This is a genomic window from Arthrobacter sp. R1-13 (genome assembly GCF_054161475.1).
This window is the reverse complement of the sequence record NZ_CP096420.1, coordinates 4254925-4280123: the sequence shown is the minus strand read 5'-3', so window position 1 is coordinate 4280123 and position 25199 is coordinate 4254925. Positions and strand designations below refer to the sequence as shown.

Annotated in this window: 25 protein-coding genes and 1 riboswitch; of the genes, 10 read left to right on the top strand and 15 right to left on the bottom strand. The window is 62.0% G+C overall.

All coding sequences use genetic code 11. From position 1 onward, the window contains the following. Window positions 1-11: 11 nt before the first annotated feature. Both M1D88_RS19815 and M1D88_RS19810 read right to left on the bottom strand, forming a co-directional pair. Window positions 12-743 carry a FadR/GntR family transcriptional regulator gene (locus tag M1D88_RS19815; RefSeq protein WP_458112417.1) on the bottom strand — a complete coding sequence of 244 codons (732 nt, stop codon included), beginning with the start codon at window positions 741-743 and terminating at the stop codon, window positions 12-14. 76 nt (window positions 744-819) lie between these two features. After that, complete coding sequence (locus tag M1D88_RS19810) at window positions 820-1662, bottom strand: phosphotransferase (protein WP_458112416.1); 843 nt, start codon at window positions 1660-1662, stop codon at window positions 820-822. 153 nt (window positions 1663-1815) lie between these two features. Between M1D88_RS19810 and M1D88_RS19805 the strand changes: the two genes are divergently transcribed. Then, window positions 1816-2232 (top strand): class IV adenylate cyclase, encoded by a 417-nt coding sequence (locus M1D88_RS19805; protein ID WP_458114584.1) that lies wholly within the window; start codon window positions 1816-1818, stop codon window positions 2230-2232. 6 nt (window positions 2233-2238) lie between these two features. Here M1D88_RS19805 and M1D88_RS19800 read toward each other — a convergent pair whose 3' ends face one another. After that, window positions 2239-2886, bottom strand: a complete 648-nt coding sequence (locus M1D88_RS19800) for a class I SAM-dependent DNA methyltransferase (protein WP_458112415.1) — start codon at window positions 2884-2886, stop codon at window positions 2239-2241. A gap of 46 nt (window positions 2887-2932) precedes the next feature. Continuing rightward, complete coding sequence (locus M1D88_RS19795) at window positions 2933-3550, bottom strand: uracil-DNA glycosylase (protein WP_458112414.1); 618 nt, start codon at window positions 3548-3550, stop codon at window positions 2933-2935. A 196-nt stretch (window positions 3551-3746) separates the two neighbouring features. Here M1D88_RS19795 and M1D88_RS19790 point away from each other — a divergent pair, with 196 nt between their 5' ends. Then, complete coding sequence (locus tag M1D88_RS19790; RefSeq protein ID WP_458112413.1) at window positions 3747-4247, top strand: hypothetical protein; 501 nt, start codon at window positions 3747-3749, stop codon at window positions 4245-4247. Window positions 4248-4254: 7 nt separating this feature from the next. Here M1D88_RS19790 and M1D88_RS19785 read toward each other — a convergent pair whose 3' ends face one another. The 3 genes from M1D88_RS19785 to M1D88_RS19775 all read right to left on the bottom strand — a co-directional run bounded on the left by M1D88_RS19785 (window position 4255) and on the right by M1D88_RS19775 (window position 7525). Then, complete coding sequence (locus tag M1D88_RS19785; protein ID WP_458112412.1) at window positions 4255-5730, bottom strand: amidohydrolase family protein; 1476 nt, start codon at window positions 5728-5730, stop codon at window positions 4255-4257. Window positions 5731-5802: 72 nt separating this feature from the next. After that, window positions 5803-7101, bottom strand: a complete 1299-nt coding sequence (locus M1D88_RS19780; RefSeq protein WP_458112411.1) for a Y-family DNA polymerase — start codon at window positions 7099-7101, stop codon at window positions 5803-5805. Further along, window positions 7094-7525 carry a LexA family protein gene (locus tag M1D88_RS19775; protein ID WP_458112410.1) on the bottom strand — a complete coding sequence of 144 codons (432 nt, stop codon included), beginning with the start codon at window positions 7523-7525 and terminating at the stop codon, window positions 7094-7096. Before M1D88_RS19775 ends, M1D88_RS19780 begins: the two co-directional genes overlap by 8 nt. A gap of 205 nt (window positions 7526-7730) precedes the next feature. Continuing rightward, window positions 7731-7888: riboswitch (cyclic di-AMP (ydaO/yuaA leader) on the top strand. Window positions 7889-7890: 2 nt separating this feature from the next. On the opposite strand from M1D88_RS19775, the gene M1D88_RS19770 reads away from it, so the two are divergent. Then, window positions 7891-9240 carry a hypothetical protein gene (locus M1D88_RS19770; RefSeq protein ID WP_458112409.1) on the top strand — a complete coding sequence of 450 codons (1350 nt, stop codon included), beginning with the start codon at window positions 7891-7893 and terminating at the stop codon, window positions 9238-9240. Between the two features lie 26 nt (window positions 9241-9266). Here the strand turns inward: M1D88_RS19770 and M1D88_RS19765 are convergent, their stop codons facing one another. Next, window positions 9267-11657, bottom strand: a complete 2391-nt coding sequence (locus M1D88_RS19765; RefSeq protein ID WP_458112408.1) for an ATP-binding cassette domain-containing protein — start codon at window positions 11655-11657, stop codon at window positions 9267-9269. A 347-nt stretch (window positions 11658-12004) separates the two neighbouring features. On the opposite strand from M1D88_RS19765, the gene M1D88_RS19760 reads away from it, so the two are divergent. Then, window positions 12005-12298, top strand: a complete 294-nt coding sequence (locus M1D88_RS19760) for a hypothetical protein (RefSeq protein WP_458112407.1) — start codon at window positions 12005-12007, stop codon at window positions 12296-12298. Between the two features lie 4 nt (window positions 12299-12302). Here M1D88_RS19760 and M1D88_RS19755 read toward each other — a convergent pair whose 3' ends face one another. Further along, on the bottom strand, window positions 12303-13022 hold the full coding sequence (locus tag M1D88_RS19755) for an alpha/beta fold hydrolase (RefSeq protein ID WP_458112406.1): 720 nt from the start codon (window positions 13020-13022) through the stop codon (window positions 12303-12305). 229 nt (window positions 13023-13251) lie between these two features. Here M1D88_RS19755 and M1D88_RS19750 point away from each other — a divergent pair, with 229 nt between their 5' ends. From M1D88_RS19750 to M1D88_RS19740, 3 genes are read left to right on the top strand one after another with little or no spacing between them, the layout of a single operon-like run. After that, window positions 13252-13680, top strand: coding sequence for a hypothetical protein (locus tag M1D88_RS19750; protein ID WP_458112405.1), 429 nt, complete (start codon window positions 13252-13254; stop codon window positions 13678-13680). Next, window positions 13674-13907 (top strand): helix-turn-helix transcriptional regulator, encoded by a 234-nt coding sequence (locus M1D88_RS19745; protein WP_458112404.1) that lies wholly within the window; start codon window positions 13674-13676, stop codon window positions 13905-13907. The genes M1D88_RS19750 and M1D88_RS19745 overlap by 7 nt, the downstream gene beginning before the upstream one ends. Then, entirely contained in the window at window positions 13904-14884 is a 981-nt protein-coding gene (locus M1D88_RS19740) for an NAD(P)-dependent alcohol dehydrogenase (RefSeq protein WP_458112403.1), read from the top strand. Before M1D88_RS19745 ends, M1D88_RS19740 begins: the two co-directional genes overlap by 4 nt. A gap of 22 nt (window positions 14885-14906) precedes the next feature. On the opposite strand, the gene M1D88_RS19735 is transcribed toward M1D88_RS19740, so the two are convergent. After that, entirely contained in the window at window positions 14907-15725 is an 819-nt protein-coding gene (locus tag M1D88_RS19735; RefSeq protein ID WP_458112402.1) for a putative protein N(5)-glutamine methyltransferase, read from the bottom strand. 352 nt (window positions 15726-16077) lie between these two features. On the opposite strand from M1D88_RS19735, the gene M1D88_RS19730 reads away from it, so the two are divergent. Continuing rightward, window positions 16078-16404, top strand: a complete 327-nt coding sequence (locus M1D88_RS19730; RefSeq protein WP_458112401.1) for a hypothetical protein — start codon at window positions 16078-16080, stop codon at window positions 16402-16404. Between the two features lie 29 nt (window positions 16405-16433). On the opposite strand, the gene M1D88_RS19725 is transcribed toward M1D88_RS19730, so the two are convergent. Next, on the bottom strand, window positions 16434-18335 hold the full coding sequence (locus M1D88_RS19725; protein ID WP_458112400.1) for a hypothetical protein: 1902 nt from the start codon (window positions 18333-18335) through the stop codon (window positions 16434-16436). Window positions 18336-18726: 391 nt separating this feature from the next. After that, window positions 18727-19425, bottom strand: a complete 699-nt coding sequence (locus tag M1D88_RS19720) for a hypothetical protein (protein ID WP_458112399.1) — start codon at window positions 19423-19425, stop codon at window positions 18727-18729. 197 nt (window positions 19426-19622) lie between these two features. Between M1D88_RS19720 and M1D88_RS19715 the strand changes: the two genes are divergently transcribed. Further along, on the top strand, window positions 19623-20012 hold the full coding sequence (locus tag M1D88_RS19715; RefSeq protein ID WP_458112398.1) for a YchJ family protein: 390 nt from the start codon (window positions 19623-19625) through the stop codon (window positions 20010-20012). A 63-nt stretch (window positions 20013-20075) separates the two neighbouring features. On the opposite strand, the gene M1D88_RS19710 is transcribed toward M1D88_RS19715, so the two are convergent. From M1D88_RS19710 to M1D88_RS19700, 3 genes are all read right to left on the bottom strand, one after another. Then, on the bottom strand, window positions 20076-20912 hold the full coding sequence (locus tag M1D88_RS19710) for a TIGR04086 family membrane protein (protein ID WP_458112397.1): 837 nt from the start codon (window positions 20910-20912) through the stop codon (window positions 20076-20078). 153 nt (window positions 20913-21065) lie between these two features. Next, the gene (locus M1D88_RS19705) at window positions 21066-23051 is read right to left on the bottom strand and encodes an acyl-CoA dehydrogenase family protein (RefSeq protein WP_458112396.1); all 1986 of its coding nucleotides are present in this window, start codon (window positions 23049-23051) and stop codon (window positions 21066-21068) included. Between the two features lie 63 nt (window positions 23052-23114). Further along, the gene (locus M1D88_RS19700) at window positions 23115-23417 is read right to left on the bottom strand and encodes a hypothetical protein (protein WP_458112395.1); all 303 of its coding nucleotides are present in this window, start codon (window positions 23415-23417) and stop codon (window positions 23115-23117) included. A gap of 306 nt (window positions 23418-23723) precedes the next feature. Here M1D88_RS19700 and M1D88_RS19695 point away from each other — a divergent pair, with 306 nt between their 5' ends. Continuing rightward, window positions 23724-25199 carry a DUF3375 family protein gene (locus tag M1D88_RS19695; RefSeq protein ID WP_458112394.1) on the top strand — a complete coding sequence of 492 codons (1476 nt, stop codon included), beginning with the start codon at window positions 23724-23726 and terminating at the stop codon, window positions 25197-25199.

Here is a 25199-nt window from a genome sequence, read left to right as displayed (position 1 = left end):
GAGTCTTAGGGTTACTTGTTCAAGATGGAGTTGAGAGCGACGCCGACGGCGTGGAGATGCGCCTCCATTGCGGCCTGGGCGTCGATGGTGCTGCCTGCTTCGATGGCTTGGAGAATGTGTTCGTGTTCCCGGTCGGAGGCGATCTTGCGGTCGGCCACCATGTTCAGGGTTTCGGACTGGTTGGCGAGGGCTTCACGGATATCCGCGACGACGCTCTCAAAAACCCTGTTGCCGCTGGCGCGTGCGATCGCCGCATGAAAGCTGGAGTCCAGGGTGACCCAGACTTCTGGATCGTCCTCGGATGCCATGGCGGCGACAATGTCGCGAAGGCTTTCGAGTTCTTCCTTGGTGCGGCGCTGAGCGGCAAGCCCTGCTGCAGGAACTTCAATATGCGGGCGGGCTTCTGTGAGATCCCGGGCCGAATACTGGCCGAGAACCAGGTCCGCGGCCACCCTGTTGGCAATCACAAATGTCCCTTTGCCAGTCCGCGTCATGGTGAGCCCCAGGGCAGTGCATGAGCGGAGGGCTTCGCGTACCACGGAACGGCTCACACCGTACTCCTGGGCAAGCGCGGCTTCAGAACTGAGCTTGGCACCGACCTCGAGCTTGCCCGATTCGATTTCCCCGCGGAGAACGTTGAAGACAGCTTCGGCAGCGCCGAGGCGCGCCAAGGGGCGGCTCGGTACTGTAGCGGCTCTTTCGGCGGCAGGCTGTCCTGCTGTCCGGCTGTCTGACAGGTTCACACAAGAAATATGGCACGGGTCACAGCTCGCTGTCAAAGTCGCCAGCCCAGAATCTTCTATGTGTTAAGTTGGCGTGCTAGTTGCACCTCTGAGCGGCTACGAGCTGCAGAATCCGGTCCACCGCATCGTCGTAGGGGTAGTAGTCGTGGGTGCGCCGGCCATTGAGGTGATCGGTGACGATGCGAAACAGGGCAGCACGGATGAGGTGCTGAGGAAAGCCGGGCTTCGGGCTGATCGTTTCCAGGAGCGACAGCGGGGCGTCCTCGAAACACACCGCGTCTACTGCAACGACTGCGACCGAGTACTCGACAGGTCGCCAGTAGAGGGTCAAATCGATAACGGCAGGTGGAAGGACTGAATCGAACAAAACGTTTCCGCTCAGGTCGCCATGGATGAGGGCGGGCGGATCGGAAAGGGGCCTGCGCGCGCTCATGAGATCCGCTACGTAAGGAGCATCGACGGGTGGACCAGCATGGTCTTCGCTCCATGCAAAGCGGTCAGCCCTTGCCCAGGCATGGGTCCGCATATCGATGAAGGCCGGGCGCCGCACGTCAGAGAAAAGCGCGGCAAATTCACGGGCAATTTCCGCGATCTCCAGCCACCGGCCGGTCCGGTGCTCACCGGCCAGGTAGGGGAAGGCCGTCCAGCCATCCACAATCAATTTCCCGAACCGGCTTCTGATCGGAAGGCTCAGCCGCAGGCGACTCTCGGCGGCATGCACAGGTGCGACCTCGTCCAGCCAGAGCAATTCCTGCGGAAGCACATCGAGAGGCTTCAGCGTTACTTCGCCGGCCTTCCAAGCAGTTCCTCTGCCGCCCGGAAGCTTTGACACGATTCCGGCAGCCGCGAAATCGGCCTGGACTTTATGGGGAGGAGGCGCCTCAACAAGATGCCGTATGGCTTCGGAGTCACCAGTCACTCCAAGAGTCTTGCACACGTGGTCTAGTGGACTCATGCCAACGAACATCGAAATCAAAGCACGGGTAGATGGTCTCGAGAAGCTGCTGCCAGCGGTCGCATCCTTGGCGGACATGGGACCCGAATATGAAGTGCAGGATGACATCTTCTTCTCCTGCCCCCAACGGCCGCCTCAAGCTTCGAGTCCTCGGCGAAGGTCACGGCGTGCCTGATCTTCTACAGGACGGCGGACGATCCCGGTCCGAAGCCTTCGTTCTACGTCCACTCAGAAACTGCGGACCCAGAGGGGCTTCGCACCATCCTGACTGACGCCAATGGCGAAATTGGGCGAGTCCGAAAGCACCGCACTGTGTTCCGCATCGGTCAGACGCGGGTGTATCTTGACCAAATGGACGGTCTGGGCGAGTTCCTGGAAGTCGAAGTCAGTGTCGATGACACTCTGGAATACGACGCCGCTGTCTTAGAAGCGAACCGTCTCCTTGCTGTTCTCGGAATTGAGGACTCCGCGCACGTTGAAGGTGCGTACGTGGACCTCCTCGCCGCAGGCAGCGCCACACCACTCCGGCCCTGAAGCAGGTTACTGGCCCTTTTGGGCCAGCAGCACGGCCTGTCTCGTCCGCTCGAACTCTCTGGGAGCGCGCACCATCTGAGCGACGACCTCGAACCCGGCTTGGACTAAACGGCTCGTGATGTATTCGGGTGTAAACAGGTATGCGTCCAGAGAAATGTCATGTCCATATGCGCTTGCCATGTGACGCGGCCCCTTACCAACCTGGAATCCGAGAAGCAGAAAGCCCCCAGGAGCCAGGACTCGGAGGAATTCCGCAAACAAGGGCGGGAGTTCGTCGGGGGCTGTATGGATGATGGAGTACCAGGCGAAGACCCCTCCGAAGTGAGCGTCTTCGGCGGGAAGATCCGAGAGATCGGCTACGTCGAACGCGAGATCCGGATGTTCGCGGCGGGCGATGCCGATCATCGCTGGCGACAGGTCGACTCCGGAAACCAGAGCGCCTTGGGCTGCGAGTAACGCTGTCATCCGCCCGGCGCCACAGCCGGCATCCAGGACGGAACTAACTTCCGCTGCATTGACGTATTCGATGAAGGCGTTAATTATCGCCCGATCGAGCGGGGTTTCGAAACTGGCGTCAGGAAGCACCTTCGAGTAGCTCTCGGCGACTGTATCGTAGGCCGATCGAACTGAGGCGAGCTCATCTGAAAGGTTCATGGCCCCACGGTACCGGCCTCCAGGGCGAGTACTTCGGGGCGCCTCGCTAGAGGTGCTGGATACCCGCGCGCTGCATTGCGTCTTTATAGATGTCCACGCTCTTGGTGAGGAGTTCCTCTTGCTTCGTCTCGGAAACCGCGAACGCCCGGCCTCCAAGTGCCGTGGCCTTGTAGATCTTGATGCCATGGTTCTTCAGGGACGAGTGATAGGTCTTCTCGAAGAGCGTCAGGAAGGCGTTAGCGTCAGCTCCGTGGGCGATGATCGCTGATACCCGCTTGTTGATCTTCAGGAACTGGCGGAAGGGCCTGAGGCCATCCGTTTTTTCCTGAACGTTGAGGGCGGAAGGCATGTCCGGGTCGCGGACCCACGGGTAGGCGTGCCAGGGCATGACATACCGGGGATCCAGTTCTGCCAGCTCGTAGATGGACGTGGCCCGGCGGGCAGCTTCGTCGTCATTGAAGTGGGAGACAAAGCCTGACTCGGTTCCCCGTCCGGGGCTGGTCTGAAGGCTGACGATGCGGCACTCGTCTTCGTCGTGGACGGGGTCGATGTACGGGACAACCGATCCTGGCCTCTTCGCCATGAGTTCGTCGCAAAGTTGCGTTACAGCCGCTATGTTCGGTTCCTGCAGCAGGGCCTTTTTTTCGTCCCAGTCAATCGTCACGATCTCTCCCTCAGCACACGGCGTCCAGAATCAGGCGTCTGGGTCCACTCTACGCGCTGGCGTGGGGTTGGTGGGTGGGAAACTTTCTGGCGCAGCAGTGAGGGCAGTAATGTGTCAGCCCTGCTTTCGGCGGGATGCGCGTACCGTTGGCAGTCGATGGAGACGCCTCTTCAGGGGTGGAGGGAGCGGCAGGCAGATGGATAGAAACAAGCTCATCGACGATGGGTTCACCGGATTTCGGGCGTTTTCGAATCTGGAAATAAACAGGATTCCGCAGGGTCCCGGAATCTTTGCTGTGCTGCTCCCGGAAGGATTCCAGCCTGTGTTTCTGGCAAAGAGCACGGCGGGGCGGTTCAAGAAAAAGGACCCTTCACTGAATCCGGCCGAGGTGGCCGCCGAATGGGTCGACGGGGCCGACATACTTTATGTGGGGAAGGCTGGCATCGGCAGTAAGGGCAACCGTGGCCTAAGGAGGCAGATCCAGGAACTCGTGGATTTCGGTCAAGGGAAGCCACCCGGTCACTGGGATGGAAGGTTGCTCTGGCAGCTAGCCGACGCCAAGTCCCTGCTTGTCGCTTGGAAAGAATTGCCCCCGGATCAAGTGAACCGCGCGGAGGCGGAGTGCCACGCAGCCTTTCATGCCGTTCACGGCTCACTTCCGTTCGCCAATCTTGTCCAGGCGCGCGCAAAGAACTAAATATTCCTCAACCGTTATAGGTGAACCTCCCGCCCACAACGGTTGCCGCCACTGGCATACGGGCGAAAACGTCGTCCGGAACAGCCAGCGGGTCGCCGTCGAGGATCGCGATATCCGCCCGGTCTCCAACCTGGATCCGTTTCCGTCCCCGGGCCGACGCCGCCAAGGCCTCTTTCCGTGTGATGGACTGCTCAGGGTGCCAAGGCTCCCGCCCGTCCTGCCTTGACCGGGTGGTCGCCGCTGACATCGCCGCCCATGGATCCAGCGGCGCTACCGGAGCATCAGATCCCAGCGCCAGCATGGCTCCCGCTTCCAGCAGTGAGCGCAAAGGGAAGGCCCGGTCAGTGTGACCGGCCCAGTTTGCCTCTGCCGCATCCCGGTCATCCAGGGCGTGCAGGGGCTGGATACTGGCAGTCACGTTCAGGTCGGCGAACCGGCGGAAGTCCTGCTGCCGGACAAACTGGGCATGTTCGATCCGCCCCGGAATGCCGGCGCGCTCGAAAGCGTCGAGCGCCACCTTGTTTGCGGCGTCGCCGATGGCGTGGACAGCAGGAACAAACCCTGCCTCCCCGGCCCTCTCCAACAGCGCCAGCAACTCGGCTTCGCTCACGGTGAGGACTCCCTTTCCGCCATGGGGGTAGGGGTCCACGCAGAATGCGGTGCGCGTGTTGAGGGAGCCGTCGATGAGAACCTTCATCGGTCCGACGCGCAACAGGCCGCTCCCGGGAAAGGCTTGCCCGGTACGGAGCCCCAAGCCGGCGGCGCGCCCAAGGTGCTCGGCATAGACCCCGACGTCGACCCTCACCGAGTCGAATCCGGCCGCCTCGCGCCTCATCCAGGCATCCCGGTTCCACGCCATTTCGAAGTCCACAATGCCGACTATCCCGCGCGACGCTGCAATTCTTGCGGCATCGGCCACCCAGCCATCCACCAGAGGGTCAGGAAGCTGGTCCAACTGGCGCGTGACGGCGAACGCTGCGTCTTCCCGCAGCAGGCCATCGGCATCGAGGAAAACTCCGTAGCGCTTGGCAGCCGCACTGTTCAGCCACACACAATGGAGGTCGTGGCTGAGGAGTGCCGTCGGCTGGCGCCGCGTCACGGCGTCGAGCATCTCCAGTGTGGGAGCGTCGCTCCACACAGCGTCCCGGAATCCGACGCCGACCAGCGTCGTGTCGGACTCCATGCCGCCCAGGTGGGGGCGGAGGAGCTCGACGGCGTTCGTCGCCGACTCTGCGCGGGAAAGATCCAGCCGCTGGGCAGCAAGTGCCCACTGAGTCATGTGGACATGCTCGTCCCAGAGTCCGGGGATGGCGCAGCCGCCGTCGAAGTCCACAACAGTGGGGCGAGCCGGATGGTCTCCCGCCGGCGAGATACGAGAAACCACCCCGCCAGCGATGTGAATGTCAGAGCATTCCGAATCGCCGGGTTGCCGGATGGAGGCAAGAACTACATCGGACGGGGCGGCCGCGGAGGGGTGAACCATAGCAACAGGCTAGGCGTGCAGGAGCAAGCGGCAAAGCGAACCCCGGTGGCGGCAGGGTGATGCGCGTGGGATCTAGGCAGCCTTGACGAGCGGGAGTTCATCCCAGTGCGTGGTGTAGCGCGGGGACATCATGTCGCGTTTCATGGTCCAGTCCGGGCCTCCCCTGATGCCGGCGTGACCCAGTCCGATGGAGCCCCGGCCATAACGGCGGGCCACGTCCTCCAGAAGAGGGCCGATGCCGCGTTCCTCGTGAGGGTTCTCGAACGGAGACAGGGGCGGTTGGTTCCCCGAGGGGCGCAGATCGGTCACCATGATTCCCGCTTTCGCATATTTGATTCCCTCCTGGATCTGCGGCAACAGAGCATGCGCTGCCCGGGTAAGGAGCACGGGATCGGCGGTGGGCATCGGCAACCTGATGCAGGCCGACGGGTAGGAAGTGTCCTGGGGGTTGTAGTAGGACGTGGCGGCGTATGCCGTGAGGACTCTGGTCTGCAATCCGTGCTTGGCCAGCCTGGCGCTGGCCTGCTGACCGTAAATGCTGAGGACCTGGCGAAGTTCATGGACGGTAGTGATGGGCGTGGAGAAGGACCTGCTGAAAATCAACTGGTCCCTGCCGATCCGCTCCTCCTCCATCGGAATGCATGGTGTGCCCTGAAGCTCCAGGACGGTGCGCATCACCATCACTGAGAAGCGGTCCCGGATCATCACAGGATCTGCCTTTGAAAGGTCAAGGACCGACTGGATTCCCATGGCATTGAGGCGTTTGGTCAGGCGGGAGGCGATGCCCCAGATCTCGATCACCGACAGCCGGGCCATCAGTGTTTCCCGCTGGGCGAGGGGGAGGGAATCCCAGAGGCAAACACCGTTGAAGCCCGGATTGTTCTTGGCCCACTTGTTCGCAAGTTTTGCCAGGGTCTTGGTTCCTGCGATTCCGACGCACACCGGCACGCCTACGTTGCGGCGCACGGCGGCCTTCATCTCCAGTCCAAGCCGAAGGAGCTCATCCGGGGTTCCCTTGACGCCAAGGAAGGCCTCGTCGATGCTGTAGACCTCCAGCCAGGCCGAGAACCTGCTGAGGAGTTCCATCACGCGCGCGCTGATGTCGCCGTACAGCTCATAGTTGCTGGACCTGGCCACCAGGCCCCACTCCTTGACCCGTGGTGCGATCTTGAACCAGGGCTCGCCTACCGGGATGCCCAGTGCCTTGGCCTCGGGTGACCGGGTAACGGCACACCCGTCGTTATTGGAGAGCACAACCAGTGGCCGACCTTCCAGGGATGGGTCAAAGGCACGCTCAGCCGAGGCATAAAAACAGTTCACGTCCACGTGGGCGATCTGCTGCATCCGGTGCATCATTGCCGGCTTAGACATGGTGGAGGCACCTCGTGGCCACGCCCCAAATGATGAGGTCGGACAGTGCTGCAACGCGGATATCCGGGTAGTTCGCACTTTCCGCCTGGAGCAGGACGCCGCTTTGTCTGATGCGGAGGCGTTTGATGATCAGTTCACCGTCCAGTACGGCGATGACCACGGACCCGTCCTTGGGCTCCAGGGCGCGATCGACGATCAATTCGTCCCCGTCGCTGATGCCCGCCCCCTCCATTGAATTTCCCGAGACCCTCACCACGTACGTGCTGGTGATGTCCTTGATGAGGTGTTCGTTGAGGTCGATCCTGCCGTCAAAGTAGTCCTGCGCTGGCGAGGGGTAGCCTGCAGCCACCGCCACAGGGGAGATGAGAACCGTGAGCAGCGAGCTGCCGGCGGCTATCATACGAGGACCCACAATAATGCCCACAACACACCTTCATTCGAATATATGTTCGATAATTCAGTGTACTGCGAGGTCGGACAAAAAGGCCTATCGCATCCGGATGGTGCAACGTGACTCGCCGCCAACCTTTTCCTGTTACCTAAACGTGACTTTAAGGGAGGGTTTCCTGTACGGTTTGTGCGTGGCCCATCTGGATCGGGCCGCGTCCGGGCTGACGCCGAGCTCTGCCACATCCCGGACTCCCAACACTAAGGCAGAGACGGGGGACCCAGAGTCTTCGGGCCGCTACCCAGCGGCCCGTGGGGTGAAGCCGTCACGTCTAACGTGCCGGCCGGTTGACCTCTTCCGAACCCGACAGCTAACCTCGCAGGCGTTGAGAGGCAACCATCATGTCCCGTTCTTTCGATCAGTCGCGCCCTTTACGCGCCGGACGGCATCGCGCAGAAGCTGCGCCATCCGTCAAAACCCCCAGCCCAACAAACCCCGCCGCGGAAGAGCCGAACCTCGGGACGGCTCCCACGGACCCCGTTTCCACCACCGTGATTCCGGCCGCGCCGATTCCCGCAGAACCTGAGCCCACTGCACCGGTTTCCACCGTCACGCGGCGAAGCAGGGACAGGCGCCCGGCCTTTGAAGTACCCCCTGCCCCCAGGACTGCGCCTGTGACTGAAGCCGCTCCGACGACCGTGCAGGAGAGCTCCGCTCCGGAAACCGCACCCATAGCCGAAGTGCGTCCCGCCCCCGCAGCGACGCGACGGAGCAGGACGGGGCGCGCGGCAGTTGAAAAGCCAACGGTGAGCGCATCGGCCGCCGCTGCAATCGACGCCCAGACGAGCGCACATAGCCCTCAGCTGGCTGCCGTATTCAGTTCCAAGCCCGATGATGTCCTGAAGAAAGCCGTTTCGGTTCGTGTCATGGGTCAAAGGATGGCCGTCGTAGCCGGAGCCTTTGCCGTGCTGCTTGGCGTAGGAGCAGCCAGCCAGGCCACAGAGCTGCCCTTCTTCGGCAAGGAAACTTCCGCCCAGGAGGCCCCCGGCACAACGAACGCGACTCGGGCGACCTCCGGAATACGGCCGACCGCCGGAACCACTACCCCCCGGCCAACCGTCTCGGCCACGTCCCCTGGGACAACCAGCGGCACCCCGGCCCAAGCGGCGGCCGGTGCCGATGTCCCGGCGGCAGCGGATCAACAAGGCACTAGCCTGCCTGGTGTGGGCAGCCTCCCCATGCCGGTGGACGCTCCCACCCTGGCGGCAATAGCGGCTGCCTCCACCGCCGCGGCTCCGCCCGCCTCTGCCACGTCCCCGAACGCCCAGCCTCCGGCCTCTTCCTCGAACCCTCAGCCCGCGCCGGCCTCGCCAACGGCGGCACCGGCTCCTGCGACAACCGCAGCACCAGCACCAGCACCAGCACCGACACCGACACCGTCGCAGTCACCGAGTACACTGCTGACGCCAGTTACCGGCTTGCTCGACCCCTTGCTGGGCACGGCCACCGCTACGGCTCCCGCAGCCGTGGACGGCGCTGCGGAAGACGTCGTCGATACCAGCACTTATGCCAGCAGCCGCCTGGCCTCGTACGGATGGGGCGCCGAGGAGATGACTGCCCTGAGCACCCTTTGGGACACCTCAGCTGGGTGGCGCGGCAGCCAGGTGGACAGGGGCATGAGCTACATCAAACAACGCTATGGTTCCCCGACCAAAGCCTTGGAATTCCGCGCAGCGAATAACTGGTACTGAGGCCTGCTCCGGGTTTCGTGCCGGCGTCAGGCCCCCACGTACGCTGCCAGATGCTCACCTGTGAGCGTGGAGCGGGCTGCGACAAGGTCAGCGGGAGTGCCTTGGAAGACGATCCGGCCGCCGTCATGGCCGGCACCGGGACCGAGGTCGATGATCCAGTCGGCGTGCGCCATCACCGCCTGGTGGTGCTCGATGACGATGACCGACTTGCCGGACCCGACCAGGCGGTCGAGCAGACCCAGCAGGTTCTCGACGTCGGCCAGGTGGAGGCCCGTGGTCGGTTCGTCGAGGATATAGACCTCACCCTTCTCCGCCATCTGGGTAGCCAGCTTGATGCGCTGGCGCTCGCCGCCTGACAGTGTGGTGAGTGGCTGGCCGAGGGTGAGGTAGCCGAGCCCGACGTCCACGATCCGGTCGAGGATCTTGTGGGCAGCAGGCGTGCGGGCCTCTCCTTCGCTGAAGAAGATGTTCGCTTCTGTCATCGACATTGCCAACACCTCGGCGATGTTCCGCCCGCCCAGCGTGTATTCAAGGACCGACGCTTGGAACCGGCGCCCCTCGCAGTCCTCACACGTGGACTCAACGGTGGCCATAACGCCCAGTTCGGTGAAGATGACACCCGCGCCGTTGCATGTGGGACAGGCGCCCTCAGAGTTGGAGCTGAAAAGCGCCGGCTTCACTGAATTAGCCTTCGCAAACGCCTTGCGGATGGGCTCGAGCAGACCGGTGTACGTGGCAGGGTTGCTGCGGCGTGAGCCTTTGATGGCGCCCTGGTCAACCACCACCACGCCGTCGCGGTCGGCCACTGAACCATGGATCAGTGAACTCTTTCCTGAGCCGGCAACTCCCGTCACCACCACAAGCGCGCCCAGCGGTATGTCGACGTCGACGTTTTGCAGATTGTGCGCGCGCGCTCCGCGGACCTCAAGCGCGCCCTTCTGCGTGCGAACTGCCTTTTTAAGGGCAGCCCGGTCATCGAGATGCCGCCCGGTGATGGTGTCGCTCTTCCGCAGTCCCTCGAGGGTGCCCTCGAAGACCACCTCACCACCGGCGGTGCCGGCGCCGGGACCGAGGTCGACGACGTGGTCAGCGATGGCGATGGTCTCCGGCTTGTGCTCGACGACGAGCACGGTGTTGCCCTTGTCGCGCAATTGCAGCAGGAGCTGGTTCATCCGTTCGATATCGTGAGGGTGCAGGCCGATGGTGGGCTCGTCGAAAACGTAGGTGACGTCGGTCAGGGAGGACCCGAGGTGCCGGATCATCTTGGTTCGTTGCGCCTCGCCGCCGGACAGTGTTCCGGCCGGCCGGGCCAGCGAGAGGTAGCCCAGGCCGATTTCGGCGAACGAGTCGAGCAGGTGCCGGAGTCCTTTGAGGAGCGGTGCAACCGACGGCTCGTTGAGTTCGCCGACCCACCCGGCCAGATCGCTGATCTGCATGTCGCACAGTTCTGCGATGTTTTTGCCGCGGATTTTCGCGGACCGGGCCTCCGGGCTGAGCCGCGTGCCGTCACATTCGGGGCAGGACTGAAAGGTAATTGCGCGCTCAACGAAAGCGCGGATGTGAGGCTGCATGGCCTCGACGTCCTTGGAGAGCATCGACTTCTGGATCTTCGGGATCAACCCCTCATAGGTCAGGTTGATGCCCTCCACCTTGATCTTGGTCGGTTCCTTGTAGAGGAGGTCGTGCATTTCCTTTTTGGTGAACTTCGCTATCGGCTTGCCCATGTCGAAGCCGGCTCCGCTGAAAATCCGGCCATACCAGCCGTCCATGCTGTAGCCGGGGACGGTCAAGGCCCCTTCGCTGAGCGATTTGCCGTCATCGTAGAGGGCAGTGAGGTCAAAGTCGGAGACCGAGCCCATGCCTTCGCACCGCGGGCACATTCCGCCCAGGTAGACCGCGTTCTGCACCACAGCCTTCTCCACCCGGCCGCTCTTCTCGGTGCTCATCACACCGCTGGCTTTCCGCGTCGGGACATTGAACGAGAATGCCGTGGGCGGCCCGATGTACGGCTTGCCCAGCCGGCTGAAGAGGATCCGGAGCATGGCGTTGGCATCGGTGGCAGTGCCGACTGTCGAGCGCGGGTTCGCTCCCATCCGCTCCTGGTCAACGATGATCGCCGTCGTGAGCCCCTCGAGTACGTCGACGTCCGGCCGGGCCAGCGCGGGCATGAATCCCTGCACAAAGGCGCTGTAGGTTTCGTTGATCATCCGCTGCGATTCAGCGGCGATCGTGGCGAACACCAGCGAACTCTTGCCTGAACCTGATACGCCGGTGAACACAGTCAGCCGCCGCTTCGGGATCTCGATGGTGACGTCCTTGAGGTTGTTCTCACGTGCACCCTGCACGCGGATCAGGTCGTGGCGATCGGCGGGGTGCAGCTCTGCTGACCGAATGTCCGTGCTCGTGGCCGTGGTCATCGTGTCTCCATCTGTTACGAGGGGTCGCCTACGCGGTTTCCGTCGGCGTCATCTGGCTCGATCTTAACCAGCTTCGTGCAGTCATACTAGGCGCGCTTCGGCGCCCCACGCTTCTCCATTCCTGATCTGTTGCCGGCCTTCGGACCGTGCCGGTCTGACCATCTTCGGGGCAGCGAAATAGGCAACACGCCTAAAATCCCGGAGTGTCGCCGTCGTCTGCATCAAAGAGGGTCGAGGCGCAGCACTATCTTGACCGGATCCTTAGTCAGCGTTGCCGGGACCTTAAGCAACGTTCGCAACACTTGAATCCAGGCGCGGAATCAACATGCTGGAGGACGGTGGATCGCATGGGGAGAATTCAGGGCCGGCCGAAACCGTTGGCTGTTACATCGGCAATCCGTGAGTTGCTGGGGCAAATACTCGAGCATCACAGGCGGGCCAAGGGCCATGCGCTGCATTTGTGGAAGATTCGCACCCTCTCCAAGGCGCTGGCTCAGGCCTTGGCGGAGTCCCGTGAGGTGTCCAGCTGGCCTGGGGATCGCCTTCCTGTCGGGTTTCAAATGTCCCAAGAGGTCGAATTGATCACGCAGCGCATTCAGCGTGAAACGGAAGCCTGGGGTAACCAGGTAAGCCACGCCTGAATGGTCAGCCCCGGCGACTCCCTGACGCACCGTCGACGGCGGCGAGAATTGCCTCGCCGAGTTCGGCGGGCTTGGTGAACTGCGGCCAATGCCCGGTGGGCAGGTCCATAAACTCGACGTCGCGAATCCGGGCGAGCTCCGCTACGAACGGATGGCCGGAGTCCATCCACTCAATGAGAAGGGAGGACGGGAACTCGCAGGCGATAACGGTGGCCGGGACGTTGTAGCGGCGCTCGTCCTGCAGATGCTGCCGGTCGCTGCTGACGCCTCGTGGTTCTGGGATGGCGCGTGCCCGAAAGGCAGCACGCAGTTCTTCATTCAGGTCGGTGAGATCGGCATCCTCAAAACCCTCCCACGGGGGCAGTGGAACCTCATCCCCTTCGGCAGGGAGTTGGTCGTTGATGACCCCTCCTTCACCCAACGGTCCACTGTCCACATAGACAGCGCGTGTCACCCGGTCGGGCCGGGCATCGACAGCACCGTGGATGATGGCGCCTCCGCCGGAATGGCCCACGAGGGCCACCGGGCCCTCAACCGCGTCGACGGCGGCGACGACGGCGTCAATGTGATCGCGGAGGCCGATGCCGGCTCTGGACGCATCCTTTGACTCAAGCCCGGGCAGGGTCAACGGATGGACCCGATGACCCGCTGCAACCAGCGGTGGGGTGACCTCTGACCACGATGAAGCGTCCAGCCAAAAACCGGGAACCAGGATGATGTCCATGACCGTACCCTACGCCTGGACGCCCAAAATTTTCGAGTAGCCGCTGAGTGTTGTGAAAACGATCCAACCGCACTTTGCCAGTTCCCCGCGCGCGGTTGCATTCAATTTCGCAATCGGATCCAATCCGACCGTTGCCACCTTCGCTTTTCTGGAAGTCATCTTTTCCTAACATCGTGTAAAGTTTTTTATACATCCTCTTCCGAGGGGTCCCTTGTCCATAGGAGTGAAGATGGGTTCCGAAGAAAGAAGCGCATGGATCATGCTGGTGGTAAGTCTTGCCGCCTACGCAATCTATGTGGCAATAGTCCTAGGGCAGGCTGGAAACGTTCCGCTCGAGGAGACCCCCTACGTCGCCACCATGTTGTGGACCACGGGGGGAGCGATCGCTGGCTCTATTCTGCTGAACATCATCGGGTCAATGGTCATCCGTGAAGGAGCCGGGAAAAAGGACCAACGGGACCGGGAAATCTACCGGTTCGGCGAATCCATCGGCCAGTCTTTTCTCGTGATCGGCGGTGTCGCCGCGCTCCTGATGTCAATGGCCGAGCTCCCCTACTTCTGGATCGCCAATGCCGTCTATCTGGCATTTTTCCTGTCTGCGGCACTGGCGTCCGTTGCCAAGATTGTCGCTTACAGGCGGGGGCTCCCGGCATGGTGAAGCCAACCAGGGTAACCAATGACATACGGCGCCTGCGGTTCGCCCACAACGAGATGACCCAGGCCGAATTGGCTGACCGCACGGGAGTGACCCGCCAGACCATCATCGCAATTGAACAGGGCCGCTACTCGCCGTCCCTCGAAATGGCCTTCCAGATAGCCCAGGTTTTCGGGGTCAGGCTGGATGAAGTATTCCAATACCCGGCACAAGAGAGAGAAACACCATGAAGGCTATCGTTCAGGATATATACGGCTCACCCGATGTGCTGCGGCTCGAGGACATCGAGACCCCGGTTGTTGGAGACAAGGATGTGTTGGTCCGGGTGCATGCCGCGGGAGTGGATTCCGGCGTGTGGCACCTGATGACCGGCAAGCCCTACCTCCTGCGGCTGTTCGGCTTTGGCGTGCGCAAACCAAAACTGCGGGTCCGGGGGCGGGACCTCGCCGGCACCGTAAGCGCCGTGGGCAAGAGCGTGATGAAGTTCCAGCCAGGGGATGAGGTGTTCGGGACTTCGCTGAGCGGCACTTACGCCGAATATGCGCTCGCCGGGGAGGACAGACTGGAACTGAAGCCGGCAAACCTCACGTTTGAAGAAGCTGCCGCCGTTCCCGTTTCAGCCTCCGCTGCTCTTCACGGCCTCCGGGACGCCGGACGGATCAAGGAAGGGCAAGAGGTTCTTATTATCGGGGCGGGTGGCGGATTCGGTACCTATGCAGTGCAGTTCGCGAAGGCGTATGGGGCGAAGGTCACCGGAGTGTGCAGTACGGGCAAGGTAGAGCTGGTGCGCTCGCTCGGCGCTGACCACGTCATTGATTACACCCGGGAGGACTATGCCGACGGCGGGCGCCGGTACGACCTCATCCTCGAGATTGCAGGAAACAACACACCGCTGTCCCGCCTTAGGCGAACCATGACGCCTCAAGGAACCCTGGTCCTTGCCGGCGGTGAAGGCGGCGGGGAGGTCTTTGGCGGCGTCGGACGCCAGCTCTGGGGTCTCCTGTTGTCCCTCTGCATCGGCCAAAAAATCCGAGCCCTCGTATCGGGCGAGAGTGTGCAGGATCTGCAGGACCTGCGGGAGTTCATCGAGGCAGGGAAGATCACACCGGCGATCGGCAAGACCTTCTCCCTGACGGAGGTTCCCGAAGCGATTCGCCAGCTGCGCGCTGGGGAGGCACATGGCAAGCTGGTCATCAGTCTCTCGTGAACCTCTCCAGGTGGGGCCGCTGTTATGCCCCTGGGTCTGGTTTGGCTCCAATAACCACCGTGCAGCAGAACTCGTCCGAGTAGACGGAGCGGGCAAGCAGCCCGGCGGTTGCCAGAATCCTGACGGCCGCCGGGGCTTGGCTCGCATCTGTCTCAATGAAGATGTTGCCGCCCGGAGCCAACCACGGCAACACAGTATCCGCGAGCCGCCGCAGGACTTCCAGCCCGTCGTCGCCCCCGTCCAACGTCACTCGTGGCTCATGGTCGCGGGCCTCGGGAGGCATCAGCCCGATCGCGTCCGTTGGTACGTAGGGGACGTTGGCCACGAGGACATCAACCCTGCCCATCAAGCCGCGGGGCAGCGGGTTGAAAAGGTCGCCCTCATAGACGGAACCGTCGAGGCCCTCCAGGTTTTGCCGGGCACATTTCACAGCTGCCGGTTCAATGTCGACGGCGTGAAGTTCAACGCTGCCGGCCCATTGGGCAAGGACCAGTCCCAGGGCTCCGCTGCCGCAGCAGAGATCCAGGATTACGGACCCCGGGAGAGTTACTTTTCCGGCCTGATGTACCAGGAACTCTGTTCGCTGCCTGGGAACGAAGACATCCGGAGCAACCCCTATCCGCAGACTGCAAAACTCCACCCATCCGAGAATGTGCTCGAGCGGAACCCCTGCCTCCCGTCTTGTGAGCATGGTCTCCAGCGTGTCCTCTGTTCCGGCGTTTGACAGCAAGAGTTCCGCCTCGTCCTCGGCGAACACACAACCTGCCGTACGGAGTCGTGAGGTGACGATGGGCAAGGAATACCGGGAGTTCCTGGTGTGCAGGGAAGTGGAAGGTGGCATCGGATGTGATCGTACTGGAAAAGCACTCGGGGTGTATCAGTGCTTCTGGGCAGAACTGCAACCGGGGTCGTTTCCGGCGCGAAACCGCCCACCAGGGACTTTAGTCCCTTACGGCAACAGGGGACTGTCCTGCACTCTTAAGGGCGAGCGGTTCCTGCACGGCAATTGGGGGGAGGAACGGCTCAGCAACACCATGGTCTCGTCACGTAGCCGGGAGTGCGAATGAACTCCTTGCAGTTTCGTACGCAGCGACATTCAGGAGACCTTGGGGATTATGACCGTTTATCAGCACCGATGCGCCCGCGCTGGGTCCAATGCCGCTGTTCTTCTGACCGGTTGCGTGGTCTAGGGCATGGCCCAGCAGCCAAGCAGTTCACGGCTAAAAGTTACGGTTCGGATCGACGCGAATCTGCAAACCGCACGCATCGAAGTACGGGGAAGCGTCACACGGGAAAACCTGCGCGCCCTGTACGTCGTCGCCCGTAGAACCAGTGCCATGCTTCCGGGCAGGGACATAATCCTGGACCTCACGCATGCCCGCGCGGCAGTCGAAGCAATCCTGGAATTGCACGATCCTGATCAGCTGCTGCGGGTGATAGCGGCCGACGACAGCAAGGAGCCGTGCCGCCTCAGCGTTCTGGACCCTGTGACTGGGCAAGACACTAGAGAAAGCGCGTAACACCGGCGCGCCGAGCGGGAGGTGAAAGGCTAGCGGGCAGTGACAGGCGGGGATCCTGCGGCCACATATTCGGCGTTCGTGGCGCCAACCAGCCCTGAGGGCGAGTCATAGTACAGGGCAGGGTTGGTACCTATCCGCACGAATCCGCTTCCGGGAATGAGGGTGCTTACTTGTGGTCCGGGCAGGCCATAACGCACCCACTGCTGGTAGGTCAGCTGGGTGCCCTTGTTGTCGCTTCCCACCATGTAGATGGCGCTGGACCATGAGTTCTTGACGAAGCGCGCCGCGCCCTTGTCCGTGAACACCCGGAGGTTCGCAGGAATCTCCGTCCACTCCTGCGGGGTCAGTTCATGAATGGAACCGGAGGGCGCCTTGAGGAAAATTGAGGGGAAGTTATTGAACTTGAAGATCGTTGATCCCCCGATATACGGCGTCCTCTCAGGGGCGGGAAAGCCGGCTGCGGACCATTCCTGATAGCTGATGGCAACAACAGTGCTAGCCAGTTCAGCCTTTCCATCAACCATGCCGTCGAGCTTGTAGATGGTGGGGTCCCAGCCGTATTTAACGTATCGGACGGTGACGGTGATCGGAGGCGAGCCTGCTGCTGCCCACTCCGCCAGCGTCGCAGTGGTTTCCCCCGCGGGACTGGCATAGAACAGTGTTGATTGGCCCGGTTTCTTGTAGAAGTAGGTTCCGGCCAGAAGCTTAAAGGATGTGGGTGCCGGCAGTCCGTATGCTTCCCAGGTGGCGTAACTGAGTGCCTTGCCCTTGCCATTGCTTTCCACCGCGTAGATGGTGGGACTCCAGCTGTTTTTCACGAAGCTGATGGCCGGAAGTGTGGTGTAGGCAGGCATGCCCAGCGCAGAGTACTCGCTCCAGCTGAGGGCCTTGAAACTGCCGTCAGCCCTCTTGCCGTAGATGTTCGCCGCGTTTGCGTGCTTGAAGTAGGAGACGTAGGGGGTGGCTGCCCGGATGGTGATTCCCGCCGCGCCGCTGTTGATGTAGTCGAGCGTTACTCTTGTGCCGGCAGCAGTGGTGAAGGTGCCGCTCTGCCAGGCGAGGTTGGGGTGGTACCAGCCGTCATAGGGAATCGTCCTCGGCGGGATAATCATGGACGCCGTTGGCTCGGCGGGATCAGCTTTGATGATTTGCACCCCCCGGTTCCCGTTGACGGCGGTAGCGCCGTCATAGCCGACAGGCATTCGGAGTTCGAGGTAGTAGACCTCTTTGCTGACTGGGTCGGTGAACTTCAGGGCCCGTGCATTGCCTGGTCCGGCCCACGGTGTGAGGGTGTAACTTGCAGTGCCCAGCGGTGTCCCGATGTTGCGGATTTCATAACCGTTTCCCAAAGAAGCGATGTCGTACTGGTACGCATCAAGGGTGGGCATGGCGGCCTGGCTGACGCCCATGAGCGACGTCATGTTGCCGTAGTGCCGCGAGTAGCAGTTTCCGTTATCGAGCTTCCCTTGGCTGTACGTGGAATCGGCACTGCCATCCTTGCACTGGAGGCTGTTGGCATGGTCAAGGCCGAAGACGTGCCCGAATTCGTGCCCCATAACGGCGTTTGTATAGGCGCTGGGATAGGGCATCAGGACGCGGCCGCTCGTGGGTCCGCTGGACCAACCGGCGCCGAGGTTGCCGCCCTGGCCGTAGACAACCACATCGTTCCGGGGCATGAACACCACCAGGCTGGTGTTCGGGCTCTCTATCCACCCCAGCTCACGCGTCACCGTCACCAGAATGTCGTCGAAGCTCCAGTCGGACCTGGCGCTCGTTTTGAAACCCGTGACCGTATCAAACAGAGACAGCGACAGCCGGCCCCCGGACATGCCGCTCCAGTACTGGCTGGCGGCTGCGATCGAGTTCTTTGCTGCGCTGAGGTTGATGGCTGACGTGTCCGCGGCCGAGCGGTCAGCCGTTTGAATGGTCACCAGGGAAACCTTGACCGTGGCTGTCCGAGGTGTCCACTCAGTGGTGAGACTTCCTGGGGTCAGGGGGGACGGAGCTGTCCGAATAAAGTGGTCAATCGGAGGGGGAGGCGGCGGGAGAGTTTCTGTGCTGGCCTGACCTGCTGCAGCCATGCTGGCTGGCGCCACCAGGCTGATTAACAACAGGGCCATGACCGTAAATGCTGAAACGACCCGCATGATTCCCCCAGATGTTCAAGAAACCCGTTGGACACCACTGCCCAAAACGCGGTTTAGTACGAGACCTATCCCCACGGCAATTGTCACGGCAAAGACTTTGCGTTGCAAGCAAGTCCTATAACGAATGCGACACGCCTTCATGCAACTGGGCTGCACGGTAACCGCGGCAAATGCCCTATTTGACGCTTTCGGATTTGGGCCGGGCAGCAAGGGAAACAAGGGAGCCCGTATCAAGCAGATCCTCGGTGCCGGGCGTTGGCGGTTTCTTGAATGACCGGGGCACGGGAACGGGCCCGCTCCCGTCCTTAGGTCGCTGGTCCAACGCGGATTCAACCAACGGGGCCACCCGCGGCACCTCTTCCGGGAGCACTCCGGGCGGCGGAACATCCGGGAGGGTCGCATCGATGGCCGGTTTTTCCGCCCTCGCCCTTGCCACTGCACGGGCATCCGCGAGGGCAACTGCCTCGGCCCAGTCAGCAGCCATCTCGGCCGGCGCTCGATGCGTTTTGCCGATCAAAGGCAGGTGGCCCGTTGCAGTCCGCAGCATCCCGGAAATCCGCTTCAAACTGTGTGGCCCCAGGGGTGTACTGATTGGCGTGACTGACGCCGGTCCGGTGCTGTCCTGGCGTTCTTCGTTCTCCGGCACCCCAGCGGATGGGGCGGCCAGGGAACCCGGCAGACGAACGACGTCCACGGTGTCCTCGCCGGGGAAACGGCCAAACATGGCCATGACCAGGACTGCGGCCAATCGTCCCACACCCGCAATGACAAGCGTGGCAATGAACACCAGGAACAGGCCCAGGAACATTACGAAGGCCAGCCCGAGTGTGCCAAAAAAGGTCAGGTTCAGGGCGATGGTCGTCGGATCTTCCACTTACCTCTCCTATCCAGCCTGCGTGAGGTAGTTGCCTGAATCAGTTGCAGGGCAACTGCCCTCATCCACCATAGATACTATTCTTCTGCCGTGCTCCCGGCTGGCGGCTGGTGGCGGACTTCGTGTCTCAGCCGTTACCGTTTGTTCACTGCTTTCGGCTGATCCAACGGCCGGAACCCACTTTCTAAGGAAAAAACGTGGCATACAGCGGACCTTGCCCGTGCCTAACAGGTGAGCAGTACGCGGAGTGTTGCGGCCGCTTCCACTCGGGAGATGCTCACGCCCCGACAGCCGAGCAGTTGATGCGCTCACGCTACTGCGCCTTTGTTTTGCTGGAGAAGGAATACCTGCTCCAAACCTGGCATCCCAGGACCCGGCCGTCGTCCCTTGAACTGGATCCGGCTCTGAAATGGCGCCGCCTGGACATCCTTTCTTCCCGGCACGGAGGTCCGCTCGACACGGAGGGTACCGTGGAATTCGCGGCACACTTCAGGCACGACGGCGAACGCGGAGTCCATCGCGAAACAAGCCGTTTCGTGCGGGAGGACAAGCGCTGGTACTACGTCCATGGAGAAACGTCCGCCTGAGAGGAAGACTGCCGGGGTGATCCACCGGACGCCGGGCATCATTGCCCGCCGCCCGGCGATTACCTAGCGGTCCTCGTAATCCTCTGCCGGAGTAAACCCGGCCCTGTCTACCTTGCGGTGGAAATGCATTCCGGCCATGCCTCCGAGGACGGCCCCAACCAAGGCCACGGCTGCCACCACGATGGCAGCAATAATGCCCGTAGTGCTCAGCTGGCCTTCATTCACGGGGATGCGGGGGAAACTGTTCAGGTTCGCCAGGATGTTGAACCGCTCCCCGGCGATCATGCCCAGCAGTGCCACCAGTACAGCCACGATCACAGCCCAAAACCAGACCATCAGGCCCTGCTTCGCGCCGTTAAACCTCGCCATCCGTCCCGCCACGTAGCCGCCGGAGTAGTAGGAGAGGAAGAGCACCACCAGGAGCACGATGATGCCCACGATCCCAACAGTCTGGTCCGAGGCTGCCTGGTTGACGGCCTCGTTGACATCCGTATTCGTGGCGAGACCCACCGCCGTCCCGGCGGCAGCCACCAAGGCCGTGAGCAGGACTGCCATTCCTGTTGCCGTTAGCCATCCGAAGAAGGCCGAACCGATTTTGATTCCGCCGAAGGCTTCCTTCTCACGGGCCACCACAGTTTCGCGGGTAGCCAGGCCTGGATCGGTGGCGGGAACCGCCTGGTAACTTCTGGTCGCGTCGTATTCGTCGCCTGAGGAGGCGACTGTCGCACCGCTGTCGCCGTAGGCTCCGCCCGAAGAATAGTTGCGGCGGGTGGTGTCGTGCACGGGTGTGTCGCTGTAGTCGCGTCCGGCGTCGTCCCGCGGATCCACCGCGTTGGGAATCCCGTCTCTGTCGCGGTCATGCCTGGACTGCTTGCCGTCGGGGCCGATTTTGCTGCTCATCGGACATCCTCGCTTTCATTGGTCCAACCTGACCATTTTTTGGGCAGGTCACTGCAATGCAGAGACCATAGGGGTCTCACTTCCACCTAACCACGCTGTGGATAAAGTAGCAAGGATGCTTACTATTTGGGGTTGGGGCTCGAATCCGTGCGGTCAGCGGTACTTACGGTGCAGATTTTCCCGGCTGGAGGCGCCAGGTGTTGCATCGGCGATCCATGGTCCGGTCCCTTCGGACTGGTCCAGCACTCCTGCTTCAAGCCATTCGTAGTCACCGGCGAGGACGCGGCGAGAAACTTCATGGTCGCCGTCGTCTGTGTTCCTCCATAGCTGATCAAAGTATTCGTCCACCCGGACCCTGGCCTGCTCGCAAAAAGCCTCGGCCAGCTCGTATGCTGAAGCGCCCCGTTCGGGCGTCGTCCTGAGAATCATTTCTGCACGGGAACAGCTTGCCGCCATGGCGAACAACTCGGCTCCGATGTCCACGATCCGGCCGAGGAAGGCCTGCTTGTGCTCCAGCTTGGCCTGCCAGCGTCCCATGCCATAGAACGTCTGCCGAGCGAGCCTGCGGGAAGACCTTTCCACAAATCTCATCTGCTTGGCCAGCCTGCCAAATTCGCCGTAGGACCTCGGATCCATCCCGGCCCCAGCCACGAGTTTGGGTAGCCATTTTGCGTAGAAACCTGAAGCCCCGACGGCGGCCCGCGCCTTATCCGACAGGCTCGCTTCGGCGGAGGCCAGGTCTCCGGCCGCTGCCAAGTGGGCATCCACTGCCTCACGCGCGATGAGAAGCCTCATGATTTCGGAGGACCCTTCAAAGATCCTGTTAATACGGAGGTCCCGCAGCTGCTGTTCCGCCGCGACAGCACGCTCACCGCGGGCCCGGAGTGAATCGGCTGTTTCAAAGCCGCGCCCGCCCCGGACCTGAACCAGTTCATCCGCGATCCGGCAGCTTATTTCCGTGGACCAGAGCTTTGCGAGGGCGGCCTCAATCCTGACATCTTTCTGCCCGGAGTCAGCCAGCTCGGCGGACAGTTCAAACACGGCATCCAGGGCAAAGGCGGACGCAGCAATGAAAGCGATCTTCTTGCCCACAGCCTCGTGCTTCCCCACGGGGCGGCCCCACTGAGTCCGGGCGTTGGACCATTCCCTGGCGATTTTCAGGCTCCACCGCCCCGACGCCACACACAGCGCAGGGATGGACAGGCGCCCTGTATTCAGTGTGGTCAATGCGATCTTCAGCCCCTGCCCCTCGCGGCCCAGCCGGTTGGCTGCCGGTACGCGGACCTGATGGAACCGGGTGACGCCGTTTTCGATTCCGCGCAGTCCCATAAACGCGTTCCGGTTTTCGACGGTGATGCCGGGGGAGTCCATTTCCACCACGAACGCGCTGATGCCGCCCTTGTGGCTGGTGCCGTCCGCATCCGTGTGGGCGGGAACCACCGCCATCACAACAACGAGCTCGGCAATGACGCCGTTGGTGGTCCAAAGCTTCACGCCGTCCAAAATGTAGGACTCGCCGTCGTCCGAGGGGACAGCCGTGCTGCCCATCCGGGCGGGGTCGCTACCGACGTCGGGCTCCGTCAGGAGAAAAGCTGTGATGGCCCCCGCTGCGCATCGCGGCAGATACTCGCGTTTTTGCTCTGGGGTGCCGAAGACCTTCACCGGCTCGGGTACGCCGATGGACTGGTGAGCGGAAAGCAACGCCCCGAGGCTGGGATGGACCGAGCCCATCAACCCCAGGGCGCGTCCATAGTAGACAAGGGACAATCCGAGCCCGCCATACTCCCGGGGAATCTTCATACCGAAGACACCGAGTTCGGACAGTCCGGCGATGTACTCGTCGGGTATTTTTGCATCCCGCTCAATTACTCGGCCCGACATCGCCTTGCAGTACTCCGTCAGTCGAACCATGAACGCCTCACCGCGTTCGACGTCGTCGGGCTTTGCTTCAGGCCAGGGATGGACGAGGTTGATATCGAAGCTGCCCAGGTACAGTCCTTTGGCGAAGCTGGGCCTGTCCCATTGGGTCTCGCGGGCGGCCTCAGTGATGGCACGGGCGTCCGCCGCCGTTGCCTCAGAGCCCATCTTCTCGGGTGCTACGGGAACATCTGCGGCTTGGCTGTCAGTGGCGGAGCTCATGGGACATCTCCTCTAACCGGGTGACCGGGTGGAGCCCTGGGTCCGCCGTGGGTGGAGAACCCTTCAGCTGTCCCTCAATGCTACCCGCGGGTAGCTTCCGGTGCTAGGGGAAGGCTGGGCGCTGAGATCCACTGGCAAGTCGGCGGCGGTGGTGTGGTGGAGGACGCGGTCCCAGGCGTGGTTGATTCCGTGGACCATTGCCAGGAGGGTTCCGGCCACTATGAACCAGGCCAACCTGCCCACACCTACCAGGACCAGGGCCACAAACGCGGCCGCTGCGATGAACACCACAATCACCAAGGCAAACAGCAAAGTTCCGACGAACACCATTGTCGCCGTTTCCACCGAACTGATATCAAACTCCATGCTTCCCCCTGCATCATCGCTTTGACTGACGTTGTGGCATGAGCGTAAAGCCAGGCACTGGATGCCTGCCAGAGTCCAGAGACCGCGCCGCGGCTGTTGATATGGGATTGAAACCGTACTGACCCGTAGATCACGAACGGGTTTCGGAAACCCCATCAGTAACACTGGCAACATGACGTGGCGCTCCCTCCGGCAGGTTATCCGGTCCCTTGATTCTGGCCATACCGTCGGGAGCCCTGCGTTAACCTTGTACTGGCAGTTTTCCGGTTTGCGCTGCCATAACCCCGGCAGCTGAAGGAGAAACGCGTGCCCCGTTCCGCATTGTCCTCGGCTGAAGCCATCAGTACCCGGCTGGCGGAACTGGAACTCCTCACCAAGGGGCCGGCCTGGGCATTGACACGTTCCGCTCCCTGGGTGATCGCTGTTCTCCAGGCCTCGTTCACCCGCACCCGGCCCCAGCTTCCGCTGGAAGAGTTCCACGCCGACGTCGACGCCTTCCTTGAGCAGCTCCGGCGCCACGGTTCCGGTGTGGGCGAGCCGCCGCAGGGTGGCGCGGCTACCGGGGCACTTTCAGGAAAGAAGTACGCCGATGAGTGGACGCGGAAGAGTTTCCTGACTCGGAGAAACCAGTCGGGGCAGATCGTGTACGAGGTCACCGAGTCGGCGTCGCGTGTCCTTGCGTTCCTCGACAGCCTCTCCAGCGATCGTTCCACTCTGAACGGCTCACGGCTGGGGACCCTGCTGGGCGACGTCGAAAAACTGGCAAACGAGACCAACCCTGACCAAAGCGCCCGGCTGGAATCCCTCGAAGATGAGATCCAGGAAAGGCAGCAGCTCATCCAGGACATCAGTTCCGGAGAATTCGATGGCCTGCTTGGTGACGATGACGCTGTGGAGGCCGCCGGGAACATCCTGGATCTGGCAGCCTCCCTGCCTGCCGACTATAAGAAGATGCGCGACAGGATCGAAGAGCTGGTGGGCGAGCTCCGGAACCAGATCATCGAGGAATCCCTCAGCAAGGGAGCCACCATGGCCCAGGTTCTCGAAGCTGACAAGCGGCTCCGGCAAAGCCCGGAAGGCCGCACCTTCCGCTCATTCGCGGCCTTCCTTGAGGACCCGCAGCAGCAGTTGCGGTTTCGCTCCGCAATCGGTGAGGTGCTGAGCCGTCAGTTCGCAGACGATCTCAGCCATGAGGACAGGGAGACCCTGAAAAACCTGGTGGCCGAACTCCGCACCCAGCACAGCCAGATCCAGCGAATCTACGGCAAGCTCAGTGAAAGCCTGAACACCTATGTGCAAAGCGACGATTACCGCCAGTCGGTGCGGCTCCGGAAGGTGCTGCGAGAGGCTGAACAGGCCATCCGTTCGCTGCCCTATGAGCGTGACCGCCCCGCTCTGGTCCCGGGCCCTGCATTGTTCAATGCAGGCTTTGAATCGCTGGCCATGGTTAAGCTATTTGACCCCGACGAATTCGCGATTCCGGCAAAGCTCGCGGACCCCATCGCCTTCAGCGACGTTGACAGAGTGCGCTCACCACGTACGGGCAAGGCGAAACCGGACGTTATCCGGGCCGCACTGGCCGGCTCTTCCACGTTGTCAGAAGCCTGGAACCAACTCCCGGACGAGGAACGCCACATCAACTCGATCCGGGCGTTGCTCTCCCATGCGCTTCAGGACGGCGCAGGCTTCGACCACGAAGCCTGGGACACCATCGAATTTGACCAGATAGACGGAACCACGCGCACGGCGTACCTGCCGGTGGTCACGCTCAAGAAGGACTGA

Excerpts from the sequence above, each read along its gene's own strand:
- M1D88_RS19800 (WP_458112415.1), bottom strand. The coding sequence starts at position 2,886 with ATGAACCTTTCAGATGAGCTCGCCTCAGTTCGATCGGCCTACGATACA.
- M1D88_RS19790 (WP_458112413.1), top strand. The coding sequence starts at position 3,747 with ATGGATAGAAACAAGCTCATCGACGATGGGTTCACCGGATTTCGGGCG.
- M1D88_RS19785 (WP_458112412.1), bottom strand. The coding sequence starts at position 5,730 with ATGGTTCACCCCTCCGCGGCCGCCCCGTCCGATGTAGTTCTTGCCTCC.
- M1D88_RS19780 (WP_458112411.1), bottom strand. The coding sequence starts at position 7,101 with ATGTCTAAGCCGGCAATGATGCACCGGATGCAGCAGATCGCCCACGTG.
- M1D88_RS19770 (WP_458112409.1), top strand. The coding sequence starts at position 7,891 with ATGTCCCGTTCTTTCGATCAGTCGCGCCCTTTACGCGCCGGACGGCAT.
- M1D88_RS19765 (WP_458112408.1), bottom strand. The coding sequence starts at position 11,657 with ATGACCACGGCCACGAGCACGGACATTCGGTCAGCAGAGCTGCACCCC.
- M1D88_RS19760 (WP_458112407.1), top strand. The coding sequence starts at position 12,005 with ATGGGGAGAATTCAGGGCCGGCCGAAACCGTTGGCTGTTACATCGGCA.
- M1D88_RS19755 (WP_458112406.1), bottom strand. The coding sequence starts at position 13,022 with ATGGACATCATCCTGGTTCCCGGTTTTTGGCTGGACGCTTCATCGTGG.
- M1D88_RS19750 (WP_458112405.1), top strand. The coding sequence starts at position 13,252 with ATGGGTTCCGAAGAAAGAAGCGCATGGATCATGCTGGTGGTAAGTCTT.
- M1D88_RS19745 (WP_458112404.1), top strand. The coding sequence starts at position 13,674 with ATGGTGAAGCCAACCAGGGTAACCAATGACATACGGCGCCTGCGGTTC.
- M1D88_RS19740 (WP_458112403.1), top strand. The coding sequence starts at position 13,904 with ATGAAGGCTATCGTTCAGGATATATACGGCTCACCCGATGTGCTGCGG.
- M1D88_RS19735 (WP_458112402.1), bottom strand. The coding sequence starts at position 15,725 with ATGCCACCTTCCACTTCCCTGCACACCAGGAACTCCCGGTATTCCTTG.
- M1D88_RS19730 (WP_458112401.1), top strand. The coding sequence starts at position 16,078 with ATGGCCCAGCAGCCAAGCAGTTCACGGCTAAAAGTTACGGTTCGGATC.
- M1D88_RS19710 (WP_458112397.1), bottom strand. The coding sequence starts at position 20,912 with ATGAGCAGCAAAATCGGCCCCGACGGCAAGCAGTCCAGGCATGACCGC.
- M1D88_RS19705 (WP_458112396.1), bottom strand. The coding sequence starts at position 23,051 with ATGAGCTCCGCCACTGACAGCCAAGCCGCAGATGTTCCCGTAGCACCC.
- M1D88_RS19700 (WP_458112395.1), bottom strand. The coding sequence starts at position 23,417 with ATGGAGTTTGATATCAGTTCGGTGGAAACGGCGACAATGGTGTTCGTC.